Raw genomic sequence first — 17,073 nt, forward strand, 5'->3', positions numbered from 1 at the left:
GTTTGAATGCTCAAGTTGGAGGCCAATTACTCCACGATCGAGAAGATCGTTTTGAAAAGCACCGAAGGATTTTCTCAATTCTCACTTTCGAAGGAGGATGAAAACCTTAAGGTGAAACTGAAGCACGGTTCCTTTCCTTTTTCCCTGTCGGTGAAAGTCAAAGTAGTATCGACGCAGAAAACACCCGATGATCCCATCATCCTGAAAGTAGGTGTGCCCTCTTTCCTAATGGAAATGCTGAAAAGCAGAATAGAGCGAGAAGGACTGGAAGTTCACGGGAACGAGATTCACATCTACCCCAAAAAGATAGCAAGATTTTTCGAGGATCTGATCGTATCGAGATTGGAATTTGAAGACGACAGAGTGATACTTCACCTCGAGGAGGTCTGATCCTTGGCGACCTTCTGCAGAGGCTGACAGTTTCTGAGGATGAAGTATCTGGAAGCCTCTATTTGCTGTATGGCCTTTACATAGCCATCTAAAAACTCCACGTACCTTTGAGGAGTACCATTTTTTCTGTCGATAGCCGTACTCTTATCCAGTCTACCGTCCCATGAGACAATGAACACCCGGTTGTCGTCTATGAAAGATCCGTCCGGAACGTGATATCTCAAAGCAGCAAAACCATGTTTCGCGTTCAGAAGATCCTGCCCCATGAAGAAACCTTCTCTGTAATTTATTCCCATCACATTCAGGATCGTGGGAAGAAAGTCTATCTGTCCTCCAGGGACGTTGACTACTCTACGAATGTTCTCTCCAGGGATGTGGATAGCAAAGGGAATGTTGAGGGCGATTTCGAAAGAGAATTCTCTATCCAGGATCTCAGGTATCTTCGTTTTGACTTCCCTGTTGAATGGATACAGACCCGCGTGGTCACCGTAGAGAACGATCACGGAGTTTTCGTAGAGTTCAGCGCGTTTCAACTCATCAATAAAAACACCGAACGCTTCATCGGCGTAATGTATAGCCTGCAGATAGTGTCCAACGATGGTATCAGCTATGTCTTCAGGAAGTTCGAGTTTTCTGTGCTCTTCAGGAATAACAAAGGGAGTGTGACTGGATATAGTTATCAAAAAAGCGTAGAAGGGTTGTGGATAGTTTCGCAGTTTCTGAACAGCCTGCTTGAAGAAAGAAACATCAGCCAATCCCATTCCGAAAACCTCATCCTGCTGGAAATCCTCAAGACTCACGAATTCGTCGAAACCGATGTGTTTGTAAACCTCTTCTCTGTTCCAGAACCAGCCAACGTTTCCATGAAACGCTATTGTGTGATAGCCGTTTTGTTTCATAATTCTGGGCAAAGCAGGAAGGTTTATCACGGGGTACTCTTCATAGACCACACTGTCTCCCAGTGTGTGAAGAGAGGTGTTCACAATAAACTCGGCGTCCGCCGTGTTCCCGCTCCCCACTTGCTGGTAGCAGCTTGAGAAATAGACGGTTCCGGAATCTCTCAAAAATGAATTTATGTTCGGCGTGACTTCTTGCCCGTTCACCTCAAGACCGATCACGAAATTCTGCAGCGATTCCATCTGAACGACTATCACGTTTTTTCCTTTTCCTATTCCGAAAAAGCTTTTTTGAGAAGGTTTTGTCGTTTCATTTCTAACAGAAGAAACTGTCAGATCGTTGTTTTCTTCTTTCTTGTTCACAAAGAGATTGATGATGTCCTGAACGTGATAATCGAAAACACCGTATCTGTTGAAGACAAACTTCGATTGTAGATTCTGAGAGGTGTGGATGGCACCGAGAAAGGTGAAAGACAGAACCAGGACAAAAAGCGAAGACAGAGAATACGCTCGCTTCGTATTTTCTTTGAAGAAAAACCACACGAAAGGAAGATCCGCCACAAAGAGAAGAGAGTACAAATCGATGAAGTACTTGATTTCACCGCCGAGATCTCCCACCTGAGGAAGCAGAACTACTTCCTTAATGGATGGAAGGTTTCCAAAGTTCTGAAAGTACAGAAAATCAACGAACAACAGAAGGGAGAGCACCGTGTAAAGAAGCTTGTGCCCTCCCTTAAAAACCAGAATCAGCAACATCAACCATCCTGCGGTACTGAAAACAACGGAAACACTGAAAGAACTCAAAGTAGGCACGTAGAAAAGAACGATCTTTGCTGCCAAGAAAACAACCAGAAGATAGTCGCTCATTTTACTCCCCTGTCGCCGTGGAAGGTGTAGACTCTTCTGTTGTCTTCATCGCTTCGAGAATGGCTTCCACCTGATTGTAGGCAGATTCGTAATCCATGAAGTTTGGATCGATTTTTTTCATCTCATCAAGGTAATACTTCGCAGATGTGGGATCGTTCAGTGCAAGACTCATATCGTAAAGCATGTAATAAGAGTCGAGACGAATGCTGGTAGAAGCGTCCGTCGCTTCAGCCACTGTGTAAAGACCGAGAAGAACTCCAAATATCTGGTTTGGATCGTAGGTTCCAGTTGACAGATAAGGTTTGATTTGGTTGTAAAGATTGGAGTAATAGTTGTACTTGATGTTTATGTCGTTGGGGTGCAAGCGGTACGCGTACTCCAGTACATACGTGGAAGACGGGTAGTTCTCGTAAAGATAATCCACAACTGCTCTTTTTTTGTTTTCCAACTCTGCTTTTTTCTTTTCAAGCTCTTCTTTTCTTGCGTCGACTTCTTCGATGGAGAGTTTCCCGTACTTCTTTATAAGATCCTCATCTGGTTCCTGGGAGTTTTCAAGTGCTGTTCTGTACTGAGTCAATTCGGCTATCTGTTTGGTGAGTTCCTGGATCTTGCTGTCGGAAAGAAGGACGAAGAGAGATTTCAGCTCATCTGGTGTTTCTGCCGCCAGGTTTTCTCCCTGGAAGAGAAGGTTCGCCAGTTTTTCATAGAGATCTTCTTCGTTCTTGAGGTACTTCCACCAATACTCAAGAACCTGATCGTTGAACGCGTACGATAGATTTTCTTCCTTCATGAACTCTTCCAGCCACTTCTGGAATTTTTCCTGTTCCAGTTTCGTTTTCACATCACTGTACGCGTCGCTGTTCGAGAAAGCGTTGAAATCCGTTAGAACCGAAGAAGTTTTCACCCTGAACACGTACCATTGATCGAGGAAATAGAACGGTCCGACAATCGAACCTGGAGTGGCACTGAACAGAGCCGTGTCTATTTCATCCGGGAAAATCCCCCTTGTGGCGTTGGAAAAAGGTTGAACAGTAACATTCATACTGGAAGCTGCTTCATCGAAACCCATTTCACTTGCTTTTGCAATGAACTCCTGAGCCGTGGAACTGCTGTCAAACGACACGGCTTCTATGTCAACTCTGTCGTACTGCTTCTGAAGGTCTTCCTTGTTTTCCTCGAAATATTTCTTTATTTCGTCCTCGGTGACAACTCCCACTTTTTCCTGAACCTTTTTGATGGTGAGCTGAACTCGAATTTGAGGTTCCAGGTAGTTCTTCTCGTAGTTCGAAAGGCTTCCGTACATTCTCTCTATCCGGTTGAGCTGATTTTGATCGTTCTTTATTGTTTGGATAACGTTGTTCACTTCCTGTTCGATTTCTTTCTTGGAAGGCTTTATGTTGTTCTTTTCCGCATAGTAAAGAACCACTTTCTGCTGGAGAAAGACGTCCGCTATCAGAGCTTTGAGTCTGGGTTCTTCAAAAAGTGGATCGAGAGATGTGATCTGATAAGAACTCAACAGGTTGGAGTAGTAGTCATTCACTTCCCACGGCATGAGCCAGTAGATAGGATCGTTCAGAGCCGTTCCGTCTTTTGTGATGTAAGCGAGACTCTGTTCGAGGGTGTATTTAACGTTGTTCTGGGTGTTTCTGAGGTTGATCGACACCGACCACCAGATCATACCCGCCACGAACGCAATAGCAATCGTCCAGATAATGACCCCTTGCCACTTTTTCATCCATTTTCTCATTCTTCAAACCCTCCTTCGAATTCCGCCTCTTCTTCCTCGAACTTTTTGGGTTTCACAATTGGGAAGGGAATCACATCCCTTATTGTGGGGGAATCCGTGATGAACATGAAGAGCCTGTCAAGACCGATTCCCAGTCCTCCCGTGGGAGGCATACCATACTCGAGGGCCCTCACAAAATCGAGATCCATCATGTGTGCTTCTTCATCTCCCTCTTCTCTCATTTTCGCCTGTTCGAGAAATCTCTGGTATTGATCAACGGGATCGTTCAGCTCACTGAACGCGTTCGCGATCTCTCTTCCGAATATGATGAGTTCGAACCTTTCCGTGAGTCTAGGATCCTCTCGGTGTCTTTTGGCAAGAGGGGAAATCACCACAGGATGATCGATTATGAAGGTGGGGTTCACCAGCTCTTCTTCCACCAGATCTCTGAGTTTGTCTATGAGGTGTGCTCTGTTCTTTATTTCCAGTTCTACCCCATGTTCTTCGAGCTTCTTCAACAACACTTCATCGGGATCTTCGAGGATGTCCACCCCGAGTTTTTCTTTGAGAAAGTCTCTCATTCTCACTCTTTTCCAGGGTGGTGTGAAGTCTATCTCCTTGCCTTGGTAGGAGATTTTCAAGGTGCCACATGTTCTTTTCACAACTTCCACTATCAACTCTTCAGTGAGATCCATCATATCGTTGTAATCCGCGTAAGCCTGGTAGATCTCTATGCTGGTGAACTCGGGACTGTGTTTGTAAGATATTCCTTCGTTTCTGAAGTTCTTTCCTATCTCGTATATCTTTTCAAAACCGCCGACGATCAACCTTTTCAGGTAAAGCTCCGGTGCGATTCTCAAATACATATCGATATCAAAAACGTTGAGATGGGTCACAAAAGGCCTCGCTTCCGCACCACCCGTGACGTAATGAAGAATAGGTGTTTCCACTTCGATGAATCCCCTGCTGTTGAGAAATTCCCGTATCACACGGACGGCCTTGAATCGCTTTTTGAACCTCTCAATAGCCTCGTCGTTCACGATGAGTTCGAGGTACCTCTGCCTGTATATGATTTCCTTATCTTTTATGCCGTGCCACTTCTCGGGCAGAGGCCGCAGAGCCTTGCTCAGAAGCGTGTATTCTTGAACGTAAATGGTCAACTCTCCGGTTTTGCTTTTGAACGGAAAGCCTCTTACTCCTACAAAGTCACCTATTTTGACGTGTCTTTTGAAGAGATCCATCTTTTCCTTCCCAACAGAATCTGCTTTTATGTAAGCCTGGATCCGGCCCGTGTCATCTTTCATGTGAAAGAAGGCCGTCTTTCCGTGGTGACGTATCGACATGACTCTCCCTGCGAAAGAGAGCTTTTCAGATTCAAGAACTTCTCCAGCTTGAAGATAGTCGTACTTTTCCCTTATTTCTCTGGCCGTGAGTTCCTTTTCGAATTTGTAAGGATATGGCTCTATACCCATAGAACGAAGTTCCTGTATCTCTTTGAGTCGTTGTTCTTTGAACTCTTTCAGCACACAACCACCTCCGTTACTTGTTCATTACCGCTATCACCTGATAACGCTGAACACCACTGGGAGCTTTTACCTTTACCACATCTCCCACCTTTCTACCGAGAAGACTTTTGCCCAGTGGAGAATCGGAGCTCAGCTTCTGAGCGAAAAAGTCCGCTTCCTGAGGTGTGACGATTCGAAATTTGTGCTCTTCACCGGTATCCAGGTTCTTTATAACAACCCATTTCCCCAGTGTAACCTCGTCGCTTTCCTCAGAATCTTCTATGATCTCCGCGTTGCTCAGAATCTGTTCGATCTCCATGATCCTGCTTCCAACACGCCCCTGTTCGTTCTTCGCAGCTTCGTACTCCGAGTTTTCCGATAGGTCTCCGAGTTCCCTCGCTTCTTTTATTCTTTCAGAGATCTCGTACATGAATTTCCTTTTCAGATCTTCCAATTCCTTCTTCAGCTTCTCATAGCCTTCACGGGTGAGACGAACTTTCTTCATTGTTCTTCGCCCTCCTTCTCTCTTTTTAGTTCTTTCACAATTTCCAAAAATTGATCCACTTCCCTGAAATCACGATAGACTGAAGCCAATCGTACGTAAGCAACCTGGTCCAATTTCTTCAATTCCTCCATAACCAGTTCTCCTATTCGTTTCGTTTCAACTTCGAAGGATCCTTCTTCTCTGAGTTTCAAGCAGATTCTGTTCACAGCTTCCTCGATCTGCTCGTAGGTGACAGGTCTCTTCTCACAAGCTTTTATCATACCATTTTTTATCTTTTCCCTGTCAAACTTCTCCCGCCTGCCATCCTTTTTTACAACGAGAACAGGCGCTTCTTCGTATCTCTCGTAGGTGGTGAATCTTTTACCGCAAGAAGAACACTCCCTGCGTCTTCTGATAGCAGTTCCATCGAGGGTTGGCCTCGAATCGAGCACTCTCGTGTCCATCGAACCACAAAACGGGCACTTCATTTTACATCACCAAACCTTTCAGCTATTTTGATAATTCTTTTCAGTTTCGAGTATATTTGAGATTTTGTGAGATTTAACTTTTTCCCCAGCTCTCTGAGTGAGAGTTCTTTGTTTCTCAATCGAACCAGAGCGACTCTTCTCAAATCCTCGGGTAAGTTTTCGAGTCCCATGTTCTCTTTTATAAGCTCTATCGCACGTATCTGACGAGCCGTACTGTTTGCTGTTCTGATGGCGTTCGCCTCTATAAAGTTGACCGTTCTGTTCACATCACCGATCACTTTTCTTTCAGTGACGATTCGATCTATCTCTTCCAGCTTTCTCTGAACCCCTATGGCTTCAAGGAACACAAGAATGTCCTTTATAGACTTTATATAAAGTTTTCTTGTATTCCTGAGTTCTATGATGCCTGCGTTTATGTTGAAGAAATCTTTCAAGCTTTTTCTGGTGAGAGCGAGCGTTTCTTCCTCAAACAGATTGATTTCCAGATGATAATGATACCTTGGATTCGTCATGGATCCTCCGCTGAGAAACAGTCCTCTCAAAAATGAAACAAAGAGGGCTACGTCGAAGAACGGCTCTATCACCATGAAACTTTCTGAATACTCTGCGGTGATTTTTATGTACCTCTTCTTTATGTTGTGTGATTTCTCTACAATTATCTCCGAAACGGGTTTTGAGAGATACTTCATTAAATTCAAAAGCCGCCTCGAGGCGGCAAAAGAGTGCAAAGAAAAAACGATATGCCTGCTCTTAACATCCAGATCGCCCCGCGCTTTTATGAAACCTAAAAGTTCCGATATAACCTCTTCACGACTACCAAAAGGGACGTTCACGAGTTCTTCTTTTATCTCTTCAGAGAAAGTTCGCCTCAAGAGGCTCACCACCTCGAAATTCTCTCAATCACATCCGCCAGTTTCACAGAGTCGTGTCTTATCTTTCTTTGACCATCTGAGGGGTCAACTATCTCTACAAGAAAAGGCTCTGCCAGAATGGTGTTCTGTATGTTTTCAGCGTCGATCTCCACGAAATCACTGCCCTCTTTTCTATACCTTTCGAGCACCTCTTCAGAAGGTTTGCGGGTGTTCACCAGCACAAAATCGACGCTTTGCTCCAGGTACCTTTCGAGTTCTTTAACGTGGTCCGAGACCCTGTATCCTGTTGTTTCACCTGGCTGGGTCATGAGGTTACACACGTATATTTTCTTCGCCTTCGATTTTTTAATCGCATCCTTCACACCGTTTACGAGAACGTTTGTGATGATACTCGTGTAGAGACTCCCTGGGCCAAAGATGATGATATCGGCCCTTTCAATCGCCTCGAGGACTTCAGGAAGTGCATCGATCGGTCTATCCAGCCTGACTTCGACTATCTTTCCACCTTTTCTGACGATGTTCGTTTCACCGATCACCTCTTCTCCATCTTCGAACCTTGCCACAAGTCTTGCGTGATCTTCGCTTACGGGTAAGACTCTCCCTTTTATAGCGAGCACCCTCTCCAAGATCCTTATGGCCTCCGAAAAACTTCCTTCGATCTTGGTAAGAGCCGCTATTATCAGGTTTCCCAGACTGTGTCCCTTAAAAGACCCCTCACTGAAACGATAGCTCATCAGCTTCGCAAGAAGATCTTCATCTTTTGCCAGAGCCACGATGTTGTTTCTCACATCACCGGGAGGAGGTACGTTCAGCTCTTTTCTTAACTTTCCGGAGCTTCCCCCTTCGTCAGTGACTGAGACAACAGCGGTTATTTCAAAAGAATCGATGTTTTTCAAGCCTTTCAAAAGAGTGGAAAGTCCCGTCCCTCCACCTACAGCGACCACCTTCACCGCTCACACCTTCTCTATGTCCCTGTGTTTCTCAATGACCGTAAAACCTTCTTTTTCCAGCATTTCTTTCAGCCTGTGTGCGATATACACAGATCTATGCTTGCCGCCGGTACATCCTATTCCCACAGTGATTATCCTTCTTCCAGTTCTCTGGTACTCTTCTATCGCCACTTTGAGTACTTCATAGATCTTCTTCGATGAACTCTTCCACCACTGGATAATTTTTAAAGTACGCTTCTACCTCGCTATCCAAACCCGTCTTTGAAGAAAGTTCCGGTACGTAGTGTGGGTTCGGGAGAAAACGAGCATCAAAAACGAAATCCGCGTCCATTGGGATTCCGTGTTTGAATCCGAAACTCATTATTCTGACAGAGGTTCCACCGGCCTGGTTCACGAGAAAATGCGTCAGAGTTTCACGCAGTTGATGTGTGTTCATGCTGGTTGTATCTATCACAACGTCCGCGATTTCCCTTATACGAGACAGGATTTTCCTCTCCTTCTCTATGGCATCTTCCAGCCCTATTCCGTCCTTCTGAAGAGGATGCCTTCTTCTCGTTAGAGCGTATCTCCTCAGAAGTTCCTCCGTGGACGCCTCCAGAAAAATTACCAGAGCATTCGTCTTTTCTTTTATTCTCTCAACCGTCGATATGGGATCTCCAAGGTGTTCGCTTCGCACATCAATGGCCATCGCCATCTTTTCAAGATCGGAACTCATGAAGAGCTTCAAAAGTTCCTCCAGTATGTTACCGGGAACGTTATCAACACAAAAATACCCCAGATCCTCCAGAAAACCCATCGCGGTGGTTTTTCCCGCCCCCGAAAGCCCGGACACAACGACTATTCTCTTCAAGGTTCCTGATCACCTTCCCTGAGTGCCTGAGAAAGTTTTTTCTTCAGATTTCTAATTCTCTCACTCATTTTCACGTTTTCGAGCACGGTGTTGGCCAACATGACGAACAGGATGTTATCTATCCCCACTTCGTCGATGAATTCTTCGTACCGCTTGAAGTCTTTTTCTATTTTTTCTATGGTTTGATTGACTATCTCCAGATCCTCATCCGTAACGAGGTTGTACACTTTCTTTCCAAGTCTAACGCTTATTTTCTTCTTCATCCTGTATCATCCCCTGATCGGTTGTGAGGGAGAGAAAACGCTGAATTTTCTCCACGAGTGTGTTCAGAGACCTTTTATGTTGCTCGATGGTCTTTTCCAGCTGCTCCTTCTCCTTTTCTAAGTGAAGTATCCTTTCATTCAACTGTTTCACCTTCGACCACAGTTCCTTATTTTCCTCTTTCAACTTTTTGTAATCCTCTATCATTGAATCGAGAATCCTTTCGAGATCCTCCAGTTCTTTCATTCATTTTCCCTCCTTCGTGATTATATTAACACATCACGAATCGTTTTTATAACCAGGTTTTCAGGTACTTCAAGACCACGAAGCAGGATTTTTGCACCCCTCTCTGTGTAGTCCATCTCAACGAGCTCCAGCCCCATCATCTCCACAACTCTGAACACATTGTTCAGTTCCTGATAATCTACTTCCACTTCGAACTCTTTCATGAGCCTCAGCTTTCTCAATTCTGCTCCCTTGACCGCCATCTCAGCGGCCGAAGAGTAAGCTTCTATGAGTCCACGAACACCCAGTTTCACTCCACCAAAATATCTTGTGACAACGATCGCCGTGTTCATAAGATCGTATTTTTTTAGAGCCCCGAGGATTGGTCTGCCCGCCGTTCCACTCGGCTCACCGTCGTCCGAACTGTGTTCAAGAATACCGTTTGGAGAGAAGATCCTGTAAGCCCAGCAGTTGTGAGTTGCATCTCTCTTCGAAACTTCTTTCAGCTTCTCACGAAAGTCTTTTTCATCCTTTACTGGAAAGATCGTGGCATAGAACTCCGATCTTTTAACGTTGATTCTTTCTGTATGGGGTTTCACCACCGTCTTCCATTCCACCAGATTTCAACCTCCGTTTCCAGCTCCACACCGTATTTCTCCTTCACCTTTTTTCTCACAAAATCAATGAGTTTCATCACGTCATCAAAAGTAGCACTTCCTGCGTTCACAATGAATCCCGCATGTTTTTCCGATATCTGAGCCCCTCCAATTCTGTAACCTTTCAGACCCAGGGATTCTATGGCCTTTCCCACGTAGAAATCCTCTCTTGGCCTTTTGAAAACACTACCCGCACTCGGAAGGTCAAGGGGTTGTTTTTCCAGACGCCTCCTCATGTAATCGTCCATCTTCGCTTTTATGGTTTCCTTCTTTTCTTTTTTGAAACTCATCATCACACGTGTTATGATCAATTTCTCCCTTTTAAACGTACTGTCTCTGTAGCCGAAAAAAATCTCGTTCCTCGAAAGCCAGGTCTTTTCTCCATCTCTTAGAACCTCGACCGCTTCGACGAACTCTCCAATCTCTCCTCCGTACGCTCCCGCGTTCATATAGATGGCTCCCCCCACGCTCCCCGGTATCCCGTATGCGAACTCCAGTCCCCCGAGTTCCGCTTCCATCAAAAATAGACAGAGTCTCTTCAGGGGAGTTCCACTTTCTACCAGTACTTTTTCTCCCTTTATTTCAATTTGATTCAACCTTTCTGTTTTCAACACTGCGATATCCAGATCTTCATCTTGAACCAGAAGGTTCGTGCCAAGTCCCATTATTTGAAACGGAAGATCCTTCAGAACAGTGATGGCTCGTTCCAGAGAAAAAACATCGTTTGGAAGAACAAGATATTTCACTCTTCCACCGATTTTTATGCTGGTGTGACAGGAAAGTTTTTCGAACATTCGCACGTCACAGCCTGCTTTGTGAAGAGATCCAAAAATTTTGTCCAAAGATATCCCTCCTTAAACTCTATAGTATAATTTCAAACTGGGAGGTGTTGACTTGAAGAATCTACTCGATCTTTCTTACGAAGAACTGGTAACCGAGATCACTAACCTGGGTCTCGAGCGCTACAGGGCAGATCAGATTCTGGACTGGGTGTTCGATAAAAAGGTGAACAACTTCGACGAGATGACAAACCTTTCGAAAAAGCACCGTGCTCTTTTGAAAGAGCACTTCTCCATTTCTTTCTTGAAACTCCTCGACAAGAAGGTTTCCAGAATAGATGGTACCACCAAATTCCTCTGGGAACTCGAGGATGGAAACACAATAGAATCTGTGATGCTTTTCCATCCGGACAGAATAACGGCCTGCATTTCAACCCAGGTTGGATGTCCTGTGAAATGCATCTTCTGTGCCACAGGAATGAGCGGATTTGTCAGAAATCTGACCACAGGAGAAATCGTAGCACAGATCCTTTCCATGGAAAAAGAAGAGAAGAAAAAAATAGGAAACGTTGTGTACATGGGAATGGGAGAACCTCTTCTGAACTATGAAAACACAATAAAAAGTATAAGAATACTGAACCACAAAAAGATGGGAAACATAGGTATCAGGAGGATCACAATCTCAACAGTTGGAATCCCGGACAGAATAATTCAACTGGCTGAAGAAGGGCTCGATGTGAAGCTCGCTCTTTCACTCCACGCTCCAACGAACTTCAAGAGAGATCAGCTCGTTCCTTTGAACAAAAAGTACTCCATCGAAGAGATCCTGAATGCGGTGAAGATCTATCAGAGGAAGACAGGAAATCGTGTAACGATAGAGTACGTGCTCATAAGGGGTATAAACGATGAAATAAGCGACGCAAAGAAACTGGCCGAAATTTTGAGAAACATGAAGGTCTTCGTGAATCTGATCCCTGTTAATCCAACGGTGGAAGGCTTGAGAAGACCGTCGAGGGAACGGCTTTTGACCTTCAAGAGGATACTACTGGAAAACGGAATCGAAGCAGAAATCAGACGAGAAAAGGGTACCGACATCGAAGCGGCCTGTGGTCAGCTGAGGCTGAAGAGAATAAAATCAAGATCATGAGGGTGTTTCTCGGAATAATAATCGGCATCGTGGTTGGTGGCCTTTTCTTTTTGTTCACAATGAAGTTTTATCAGAGTCAGTACAGCACGGTACCGGACGTTGTCGGGCTTTCTGGAACAGAAGCGTGTGAAAGACTGAAAACGTCTGGTTTGTTTTGTGACAAGTCTTCTTCCGAAACGGTGGTGGACACTTATCCACGAGCCGGTTCAAGGGTGAAAAAGGGAAGAACGGTGAATCTCTACTACGAAAACCCCCAGAAAAAAATTGTGCCTCGTCTTTCACAGCTGAATTTCCCAGTCGCAGAAGAGATCCTGAAAAGGCTCGGGTGGAATTACGAAACCGTTTATTTTCCTTTTGGCACTGAAAAAGACAGGGTTCTCGCAACCTATCCGAAAGAGGGGCAGATCTACAATGGGAAATTAATTCTTCTTATTGATACAGGAGAAAAAGAAAGCTATTTTCTGGTAGAAAATTTTGTGGGCAAAAAAGTGGACGAACTGAAGGACGATCCCCGTGTTTTGCTACTTGGAACAGGTGATACGGTGGTGGCACAGTATCCCCCGGAAGGTTCTATAGCAACGAAAGTTATCCTCATCCTTGGGGAGGAATGAACTTGAGAAGAAGAGGAATAGTGGTGAGTTTTCACTCGAACATGGTCACGGTCGAAGACGAGGAAACTGGTGAAAGAATCCTCTGCAAACTGAGGGGGAAATTTCGCCTGCAGAATCTCAAGATATACGTTGGAGACAGGGTGGAGTACACACCGGATGAAACAGGATCCGGAGTCATAGAGAACGTGCTACACAGGAAAAATCTACTCACCAAACCTCACGTCGCCAATGTGGATCAAGTGATTCTCGTGGTAACGGTGAAAATGCCGGAAACTTCGACCTACATAATCGATAAATTTCTTGTTCTCGCTGAAAAGAACGAACTGGAAACGGTGATGGTCATCAACAAGATGGACCTCTACGATGAAGACGATCTGAGGAAGGTAAGAGAGCTGGAAGAGATCTATTCTGGACTCTATCCAATCGTGAAAACCAGTGCGAAAACCGGAATGGGAATCGAAGAGCTCAAGGAATATCTGAAGGGAAAGATCAGCACGATGGCCGGACTCTCCGGAGTTGGAAAAAGTAGCTTGCTCAACGCCATAAATCCCGGTTTGAAATTACGGGTGAGCGAAGTTTCAGAGAAACTCCAAAGGGGAAGGCATACTACAACAACTGCCCAGCTCTTGAAATTCGATTTCGGAGGTTACGTAGTCGATACTCCGGGTTTCGCAAATCTGGAGATCAACGACATAGAACCCGAGGAACTGAAACACTACTTCAAGGAATTTGGAGACAAACAGTGTTTCTTCTCGGACTGCAACCACGTGGATGAACCGGAGTGTGGAGTGAAAGAAGCCGTGGAGAACGGAGAAATCGCAGAAAGTCGATACGAAAACTACGTGAAGATGTTTTACGAGCTTCTGGGAAGGAGGAAAAAGTAATGGTGAAAATAGCAGCTTCAATTCTCGCGTGTGACCTTGCAAGACTGGCCGATGAAGTGAAAAGGGTGGAAGAGCACGTGGATATGATCCATTTCGATGTCATGGATGGTCATTTTGTTCCAAACATTTCCTTTGGACTTCCCGTTCTGAAAGCCCTCAGGAAAGAAACAAAACTTCCCATAAGTGTACACCTGATGATCACCAATCCCGAAGATTACATCGACCGCTTCATAGAAGAAGGAGCAGATATGGTCGCCATCCATTACGAATCGACCTTTCATCTCCACAGACTGGTCCATCGTGTTAAAGACCTTGGAGCACGGGCCTTTGTGGCCATAAACCCGCATACCCCCATCAATCTTCTTTCAGAGATCATAACCGACGTCGACGGTGTACTTGTGATGAGCGTCAATCCTGGTTTCTCTGGTCAGAGGTTCATAGCAAGGAGTCTTGAGAAAATAAGAAATCTGAGAAAGATGGTGAAGGAACTGGGATTGGAAACAGAAATCATGGTCGACGGCGGTGTAAACGAAGAGAACGCATCGATACTGGTTAAAAACGGTGCGACGATCCTTGTGATGGGATACGGTATCTTCAGAAACGACAATTACGTTGAACTGATAAAGAGCATCAAACAGGAAAGAGAGGAATTTGCTGACTGAATCTGTTCGATTTTCCGTTTTTCTTCGTGTTGTTTTTGAAATTCCTCTCCAGAATTTCATAGGCTCTGTTTATAACCCTGTCAGGAATACCCGCTATCTTTGCGACCTCTATTCCGTAACTTCTGTCTGCCACACCGTCCACCACCTTGTGGGTGAATATCACGTTTTTGCCTTCTTCTTTTACCAGAATGGTTTTGTTCTGAACCTGCGGAAAGTGTTTTTCGAGTTCCGTGAGTTCCGTGAAATGAGTGGCAAACAGCACCTTACATCCTCTCTTTATGAGTTCCTCTGAGATTGCCCAGGCTATGCTGACGCCGTCCTGGGTGCTTGTACCTCTTCCCACCTCGTCCAGGAGAACCAGACTCTTATTTGTTGATTTCAGAAGGATGAGCGCCATCTCGTTCATCTCGACAAGGAACGTACTTCTACCACCAGCGAGATCGTCTCTGGCACCCATTCGCGTGAAAATCCTGTCGAACACTGGAAGAATCGCCTTCTGCGCCGGCACAAACGATCCTATCTGCGCCATGAGGGATATGAGACCCACCTGTCTGATGAAAGTGGACTTCCCGCTCATGTTGGGACCCGTTATTACCACAAATCTCTTCTCGTTGTCCATGTAAATATCGTTTTCAACAAAATTCTGTGTGAACCTTTCAACGACCGGGTGTCTTCCACCTTTGATCTCCAGTCTGTCTTCTGAAAAGACGGGTTTTGTGTAGTTGTACATAATAGCGTCGTATGCTAACGTCGAAAGCGCATCTATCTTTGCCAGATCCTCCGAGATCTCAAGGAGAACTTCTTTGTGCTTTTTCACCTCTTCGCACACGCTTTTGAAGAGTTCCTTTTCCAGTTCTTCTATTCTCTCTTTAGCGGCCATTATCTTTGTCTCGAACTCCTTCAATTCGGGTGTGATGAATCTTTCAGAATTGACGAGTGTTTGTTTTCTTTCGTAATCGTCGGGAATCTTATCCAGATTCGCCTTCGTCACCTCTATGTAGTAACCAAAAACCTGGTTGTATCCAACCCGCAGTTTTTGGATGCCTGTTCTTTCTCTCTCCTTCTCCTCGAACTCTTTGAGCCTCTCTTCGGCATGTTCCAGAAGATCCCTGTATTCGTCGAGTTCAGATGAGAATCCTCTCTTTATAACTTTTCCCTCGCCGGGGCTTCCCACCGGATCATCTTCAATGGCTTTTCGAAGCAGATCAACCAGTCCTTCCGGGAAAGCGAGTTTCTTGAACACACCGAAGGTTGAAAGAACTTCGTTCAGTTTCGGGATGATCTCCAGTGTCTCTCTGAGTGCCACTAAGTCCCTGGGAACGGATCTGTTGTACTCCACCCGCGAAACGATCCGCTCCACATCCCTCACGTTCGAAAGAAGGTTCCTCATCTCCTCCAGGCTCACCCTGTCGTTCACCAGTCTTTCCACAGCCTTGAGCCTTTCTTCGATCTGTTTTCTGTCGACCAGAGGGTGGAGAATCCACTTTTTCAAAAGACGAGCCCCCATAGGAGTTTCCGTGTTGTTCAGCACATCGAAAAGATTCTTTCCCCTGTCACCGGGAATCAAAGAAAGATTTTCCACCGTTGCGGAATCGAGTATCATGTAGTCTCTCTGGGAGATGAGAAGAGGGGGTTTCAGATTCAGATCTTCCGCGATCATCGTGTACTTGACATACTTTATCAGCGCCGCAAGGGCTTTCAGCGCAAGGGGCGAAAGCTCGAAATGATGAATGTCTTTCAGATTGTAGGCTTTTTCCACTTCTTCCAGATCTGAGAAATACCACTCGCTTATGGTTTCTGTGTAAACACCTGGAAAGCGTTCCTTCAAAGAAGATTTCAGGTGCTCTGGACAGATGATCTGGGAAATGGAGTAATTCTTCAGCAGGTCCAAAGTTTCCTGTTCGTCTGAACTTTCATGAACCAGGACCTCACCTGTCGAGACATCACAGAAAACCGTACAGTACCGTCCTTTCTCTTCTGAGACAACGGCCATGTAGTTGTTCGTTTCGCTGAGAAACTCATCCTCTACGATGGAGCCGGGAGTGACAACGCGCGTGACTTCCCTTCTGATCAATTTCTTCGACTTCGAAGGTTCTTCCATTTGATCGCAGATTGCCACCTTGTAGCCCGCTTCGACGAGCTTTTTCAGGTAGGTGTTCAGCGCGTGGTACGGGATGCCCGCCATGGGAGCGTCCTGCCTTCTTGTGAGAACTATGTTCAGAACCTTCGAAACGATCTTTGCGTCTTCGAAAAACGCCTCGTAAAAATCTCCCAGTCGAAACAGCAGAATGGAATCTTTGTACTGTTCTTTTATTCTCAGGTACTGTTCCATGAGGGGAGTTACCTTCACCGTTTCACCACCTTCACCATCCTCACGTGTGGAATGTTCGCTTCGTAGAAGATCTCTCCTTCTGCCCTGTAACCGAGTCTCTCGTAGAACTCTCTCACCTGGATTTGAGCGTTCAAAACGATCTTCTGAACTCCTTTAGAGGAAAGCTCTCTTTCTATACTCTCCATGAGGAACCTTCCATGGCCCTTCCTTCTTTCTTCTTTCAGAATCGCCACACGTTCTATCTTGAACGTTCCATCATCGATCTTTCTTATCCTTGCGGTTCCTATGAACTTTCCTTCCTTTTCGAGAAGCACGTGAACACTCTCAGGATCTTTCCCATCGAGTTCTTCTTCCTCGGGAACTCCCTGCTCTTCGACGAAAACCTTCCTTCTAATGTTCAAAGCTTCTCTCAGGAGTTCTTCGTCGTTCTCAAAAAAGATCACCTTCATCTCGAATCACCTCTCAGGATATTTTAACCCCGGGTGATA

At 45.2% G+C, this 17,073-nt stretch carries 18 protein-coding genes and 1 pseudogene; 5 read left to right on the plus strand and 14 right to left on the minus strand.

Annotated features, from left to right (window positions below; all coding sequences use genetic code 11):
* Positions 1-6: 6 nt before the first annotated feature.
* Positions 7-390, plus strand: coding sequence for a hypothetical protein (locus tag TM_RS08660; protein WP_004082218.1), 384 nt, complete (start codon positions 7-9; stop codon positions 388-390).
* Here TM_RS08660 and TM_RS08665 read toward each other — a convergent pair.
* The 12 genes and pseudogenes from TM_RS08665 to murB form a co-directional block, all read right to left on the minus strand.
* Positions 372-2,153 (minus strand): LTA synthase family protein, encoded by a 1,782-nt coding sequence (locus TM_RS08665; protein WP_004082219.1) that lies wholly within the window; start codon positions 2,151-2,153, stop codon positions 372-374. The two genes, TM_RS08660 and TM_RS08665, sit on opposite strands and share 19 nt — an antisense overlap.
* A gap of 1 nt (position 2,154) precedes the next feature.
* Positions 2,155-3,900, minus strand: a complete 1,746-nt coding sequence (locus TM_RS08670) for a peptidyl-prolyl cis-trans isomerase (protein ID WP_004082220.1) — start codon at positions 3,898-3,900, stop codon at positions 2,155-2,157.
* Positions 3,897-5,405, minus strand: coding sequence for a lysine--tRNA ligase (gene lysS, locus TM_RS08675; protein WP_004082221.1), 1,509 nt, complete (start codon positions 5,403-5,405; stop codon positions 3,897-3,899). The genes TM_RS08670 and lysS overlap by 4 nt, the downstream gene beginning before the upstream one ends.
* Positions 5,406-5,418: 13 nt before the next feature.
* Positions 5,419-5,889: a transcription elongation factor GreA gene (gene greA, locus TM_RS08680; RefSeq protein ID WP_004082222.1), complete on the minus strand. Its 471-nt coding sequence runs from the start codon at positions 5,887-5,889 to the stop codon at positions 5,419-5,421.
* Entirely contained in the window at positions 5,886-6,356 is a 471-nt protein-coding gene (gene nrdR / locus TM_RS08685; RefSeq protein ID WP_010865386.1) for a transcriptional regulator NrdR, read from the minus strand. Before nrdR ends, greA begins: the two co-directional genes overlap by 4 nt.
* The gene (gene whiA / locus TM_RS08690; RefSeq protein WP_227738401.1) at positions 6,353-7,237 is read right to left on the minus strand and encodes a DNA-binding protein WhiA; all 885 of its coding nucleotides are present in this window, start codon (positions 7,235-7,237) and stop codon (positions 6,353-6,355) included. Before whiA ends, nrdR begins: the two co-directional genes overlap by 4 nt.
* Positions 7,234-8,178 (minus strand): YvcK family protein, encoded by a 945-nt coding sequence (locus TM_RS08695; RefSeq protein WP_004082225.1) that lies wholly within the window; start codon positions 8,176-8,178, stop codon positions 7,234-7,236. Before TM_RS08695 ends, whiA begins: the two co-directional genes overlap by 4 nt.
* 3 nt (positions 8,179-8,181) lie before the next feature.
* Positions 8,182-9,028 (minus strand): annotated as a pseudogene (rapZ, locus tag TM_RS08700) (RNase adapter RapZ).
* Positions 9,025-9,291 (minus strand): hypothetical protein, encoded by a 267-nt coding sequence (locus TM_RS08705; protein ID WP_004082227.1) that lies wholly within the window; start codon positions 9,289-9,291, stop codon positions 9,025-9,027. Before TM_RS08705 ends, rapZ begins: the two are co-directional and overlap by 4 nt.
* The gene (locus tag TM_RS08710) at positions 9,269-9,535 is read right to left on the minus strand and encodes a DivIVA domain-containing protein (RefSeq protein WP_004082228.1); all 267 of its coding nucleotides are present in this window, start codon (positions 9,533-9,535) and stop codon (positions 9,269-9,271) included. The genes TM_RS08705 and TM_RS08710 overlap by 23 nt, the downstream gene beginning before the upstream one ends.
* A gap of 20 nt (positions 9,536-9,555) precedes the next feature.
* Positions 9,556-10,131, minus strand: coding sequence for an IMPACT family protein (locus tag TM_RS08715; RefSeq protein ID WP_004082229.1), 576 nt, complete (start codon positions 10,129-10,131; stop codon positions 9,556-9,558).
* A complete protein-coding gene (gene murB, locus TM_RS08720; protein ID WP_004082230.1) occupies positions 10,110-11,012 on the minus strand; it encodes a UDP-N-acetylmuramate dehydrogenase in 903 nt (300 codons plus the stop codon). The genes TM_RS08715 and murB overlap by 22 nt, the downstream gene beginning before the upstream one ends.
* A gap of 52 nt (positions 11,013-11,064) precedes the next feature.
* Between murB and rlmN the strand changes: the two genes are divergently transcribed.
* From rlmN to rpe, 4 genes are read left to right on the plus strand one after another with little or no spacing between them, the layout of a single operon-like run.
* Positions 11,065-12,096 carry a 23S rRNA (adenine(2503)-C(2))-methyltransferase RlmN gene (gene rlmN / locus TM_RS08725; RefSeq protein ID WP_004082231.1) on the plus strand — a complete coding sequence of 344 codons (1,032 nt, stop codon included), beginning with the start codon at positions 11,065-11,067 and terminating at the stop codon, positions 12,094-12,096.
* Positions 12,093-12,707 carry a PASTA domain-containing protein gene (locus TM_RS08730; RefSeq protein ID WP_004082232.1) on the plus strand — a complete coding sequence of 205 codons (615 nt, stop codon included), beginning with the start codon at positions 12,093-12,095 and terminating at the stop codon, positions 12,705-12,707. Before rlmN ends, TM_RS08730 begins: the two co-directional genes overlap by 4 nt.
* Positions 12,704-13,591 carry a ribosome small subunit-dependent GTPase A gene (rsgA, locus tag TM_RS08735; RefSeq protein WP_010865389.1) on the plus strand — a complete coding sequence of 296 codons (888 nt, stop codon included), beginning with the start codon at positions 12,704-12,706 and terminating at the stop codon, positions 13,589-13,591. Before TM_RS08730 ends, rsgA begins: the two co-directional genes overlap by 4 nt.
* Positions 13,591-14,253, plus strand: a complete 663-nt coding sequence (gene rpe, locus TM_RS08740; protein ID WP_004082234.1) for a ribulose-phosphate 3-epimerase — start codon at positions 13,591-13,593, stop codon at positions 14,251-14,253. Before rsgA ends, rpe begins: the two co-directional genes overlap by 1 nt.
* Here rpe and mutS read toward each other — a convergent pair.
* Both mutS and TM_RS08750 read right to left on the minus strand, forming a co-directional pair.
* Positions 14,222-16,603: a DNA mismatch repair protein MutS gene (mutS, locus tag TM_RS08745; RefSeq protein ID WP_004082235.1), complete on the minus strand. Its 2,382-nt coding sequence runs from the start codon at positions 16,601-16,603 to the stop codon at positions 14,222-14,224. The genes rpe and mutS overlap by 32 nt on opposite strands.
* Positions 16,600-17,034: a GNAT family N-acetyltransferase gene (locus TM_RS08750; RefSeq protein WP_004082236.1), complete on the minus strand. Its 435-nt coding sequence runs from the start codon at positions 17,032-17,034 to the stop codon at positions 16,600-16,602. The genes mutS and TM_RS08750 overlap by 4 nt, the downstream gene beginning before the upstream one ends.
* Positions 17,035-17,073 lie beyond the last annotated feature (39 nt).

Source organism: Thermotoga maritima MSB8, assembly GCF_000008545.1.
In the GTDB taxonomy this organism is placed as follows: domain Bacteria; phylum Thermotogota; class Thermotogae; order Thermotogales; family Thermotogaceae; genus Thermotoga; species Thermotoga maritima.

Coding starts and splice junctions, on each gene's coding strand:
- TM_RS08670 (WP_004082220.1), bottom strand. CDS start 3,900: ATGAGAAAATGGATGAAAAAGTGGCAAGGGGTCATTATCTGGACGATT.
- TM_RS08730 (WP_004082232.1), top strand. CDS start 12,093: ATGAGGGTGTTTCTCGGAATAATAATCGGCATCGTGGTTGGTGGCCTT.
- nrdR (WP_010865386.1), bottom strand. CDS start 6,356: ATGAAGTGCCCGTTTTGTGGTTCGATGGACACGAGAGTGCTCGATTCG.
- rsgA (WP_010865389.1), top strand. CDS start 12,704: ATGAACTTGAGAAGAAGAGGAATAGTGGTGAGTTTTCACTCGAACATG.
- greA (WP_004082222.1), bottom strand. CDS start 5,889: ATGAAGAAAGTTCGTCTCACCCGTGAAGGCTATGAGAAGCTGAAGAAG.
- TM_RS08660 (WP_004082218.1), top strand. CDS start 7: ATGCTCAAGTTGGAGGCCAATTACTCCACGATCGAGAAGATCGTTTTG.
- TM_RS08665 (WP_004082219.1), bottom strand. CDS start 2,153: ATGAGCGACTATCTTCTGGTTGTTTTCTTGGCAGCAAAGATCGTTCTT.
- TM_RS08705 (WP_004082227.1), bottom strand. CDS start 9,291: ATGAAGAAGAAAATAAGCGTTAGACTTGGAAAGAAAGTGTACAACCTC.
- TM_RS08710 (WP_004082228.1), bottom strand. CDS start 9,535: ATGAAAGAACTGGAGGATCTCGAAAGGATTCTCGATTCAATGATAGAG.
- TM_RS08750 (WP_004082236.1), bottom strand. CDS start 17,034: ATGAAGGTGATCTTTTTTGAGAACGACGAAGAACTCCTGAGAGAAGCT.
- rpe (WP_004082234.1), top strand. CDS start 13,591: ATGGTGAAAATAGCAGCTTCAATTCTCGCGTGTGACCTTGCAAGACTG.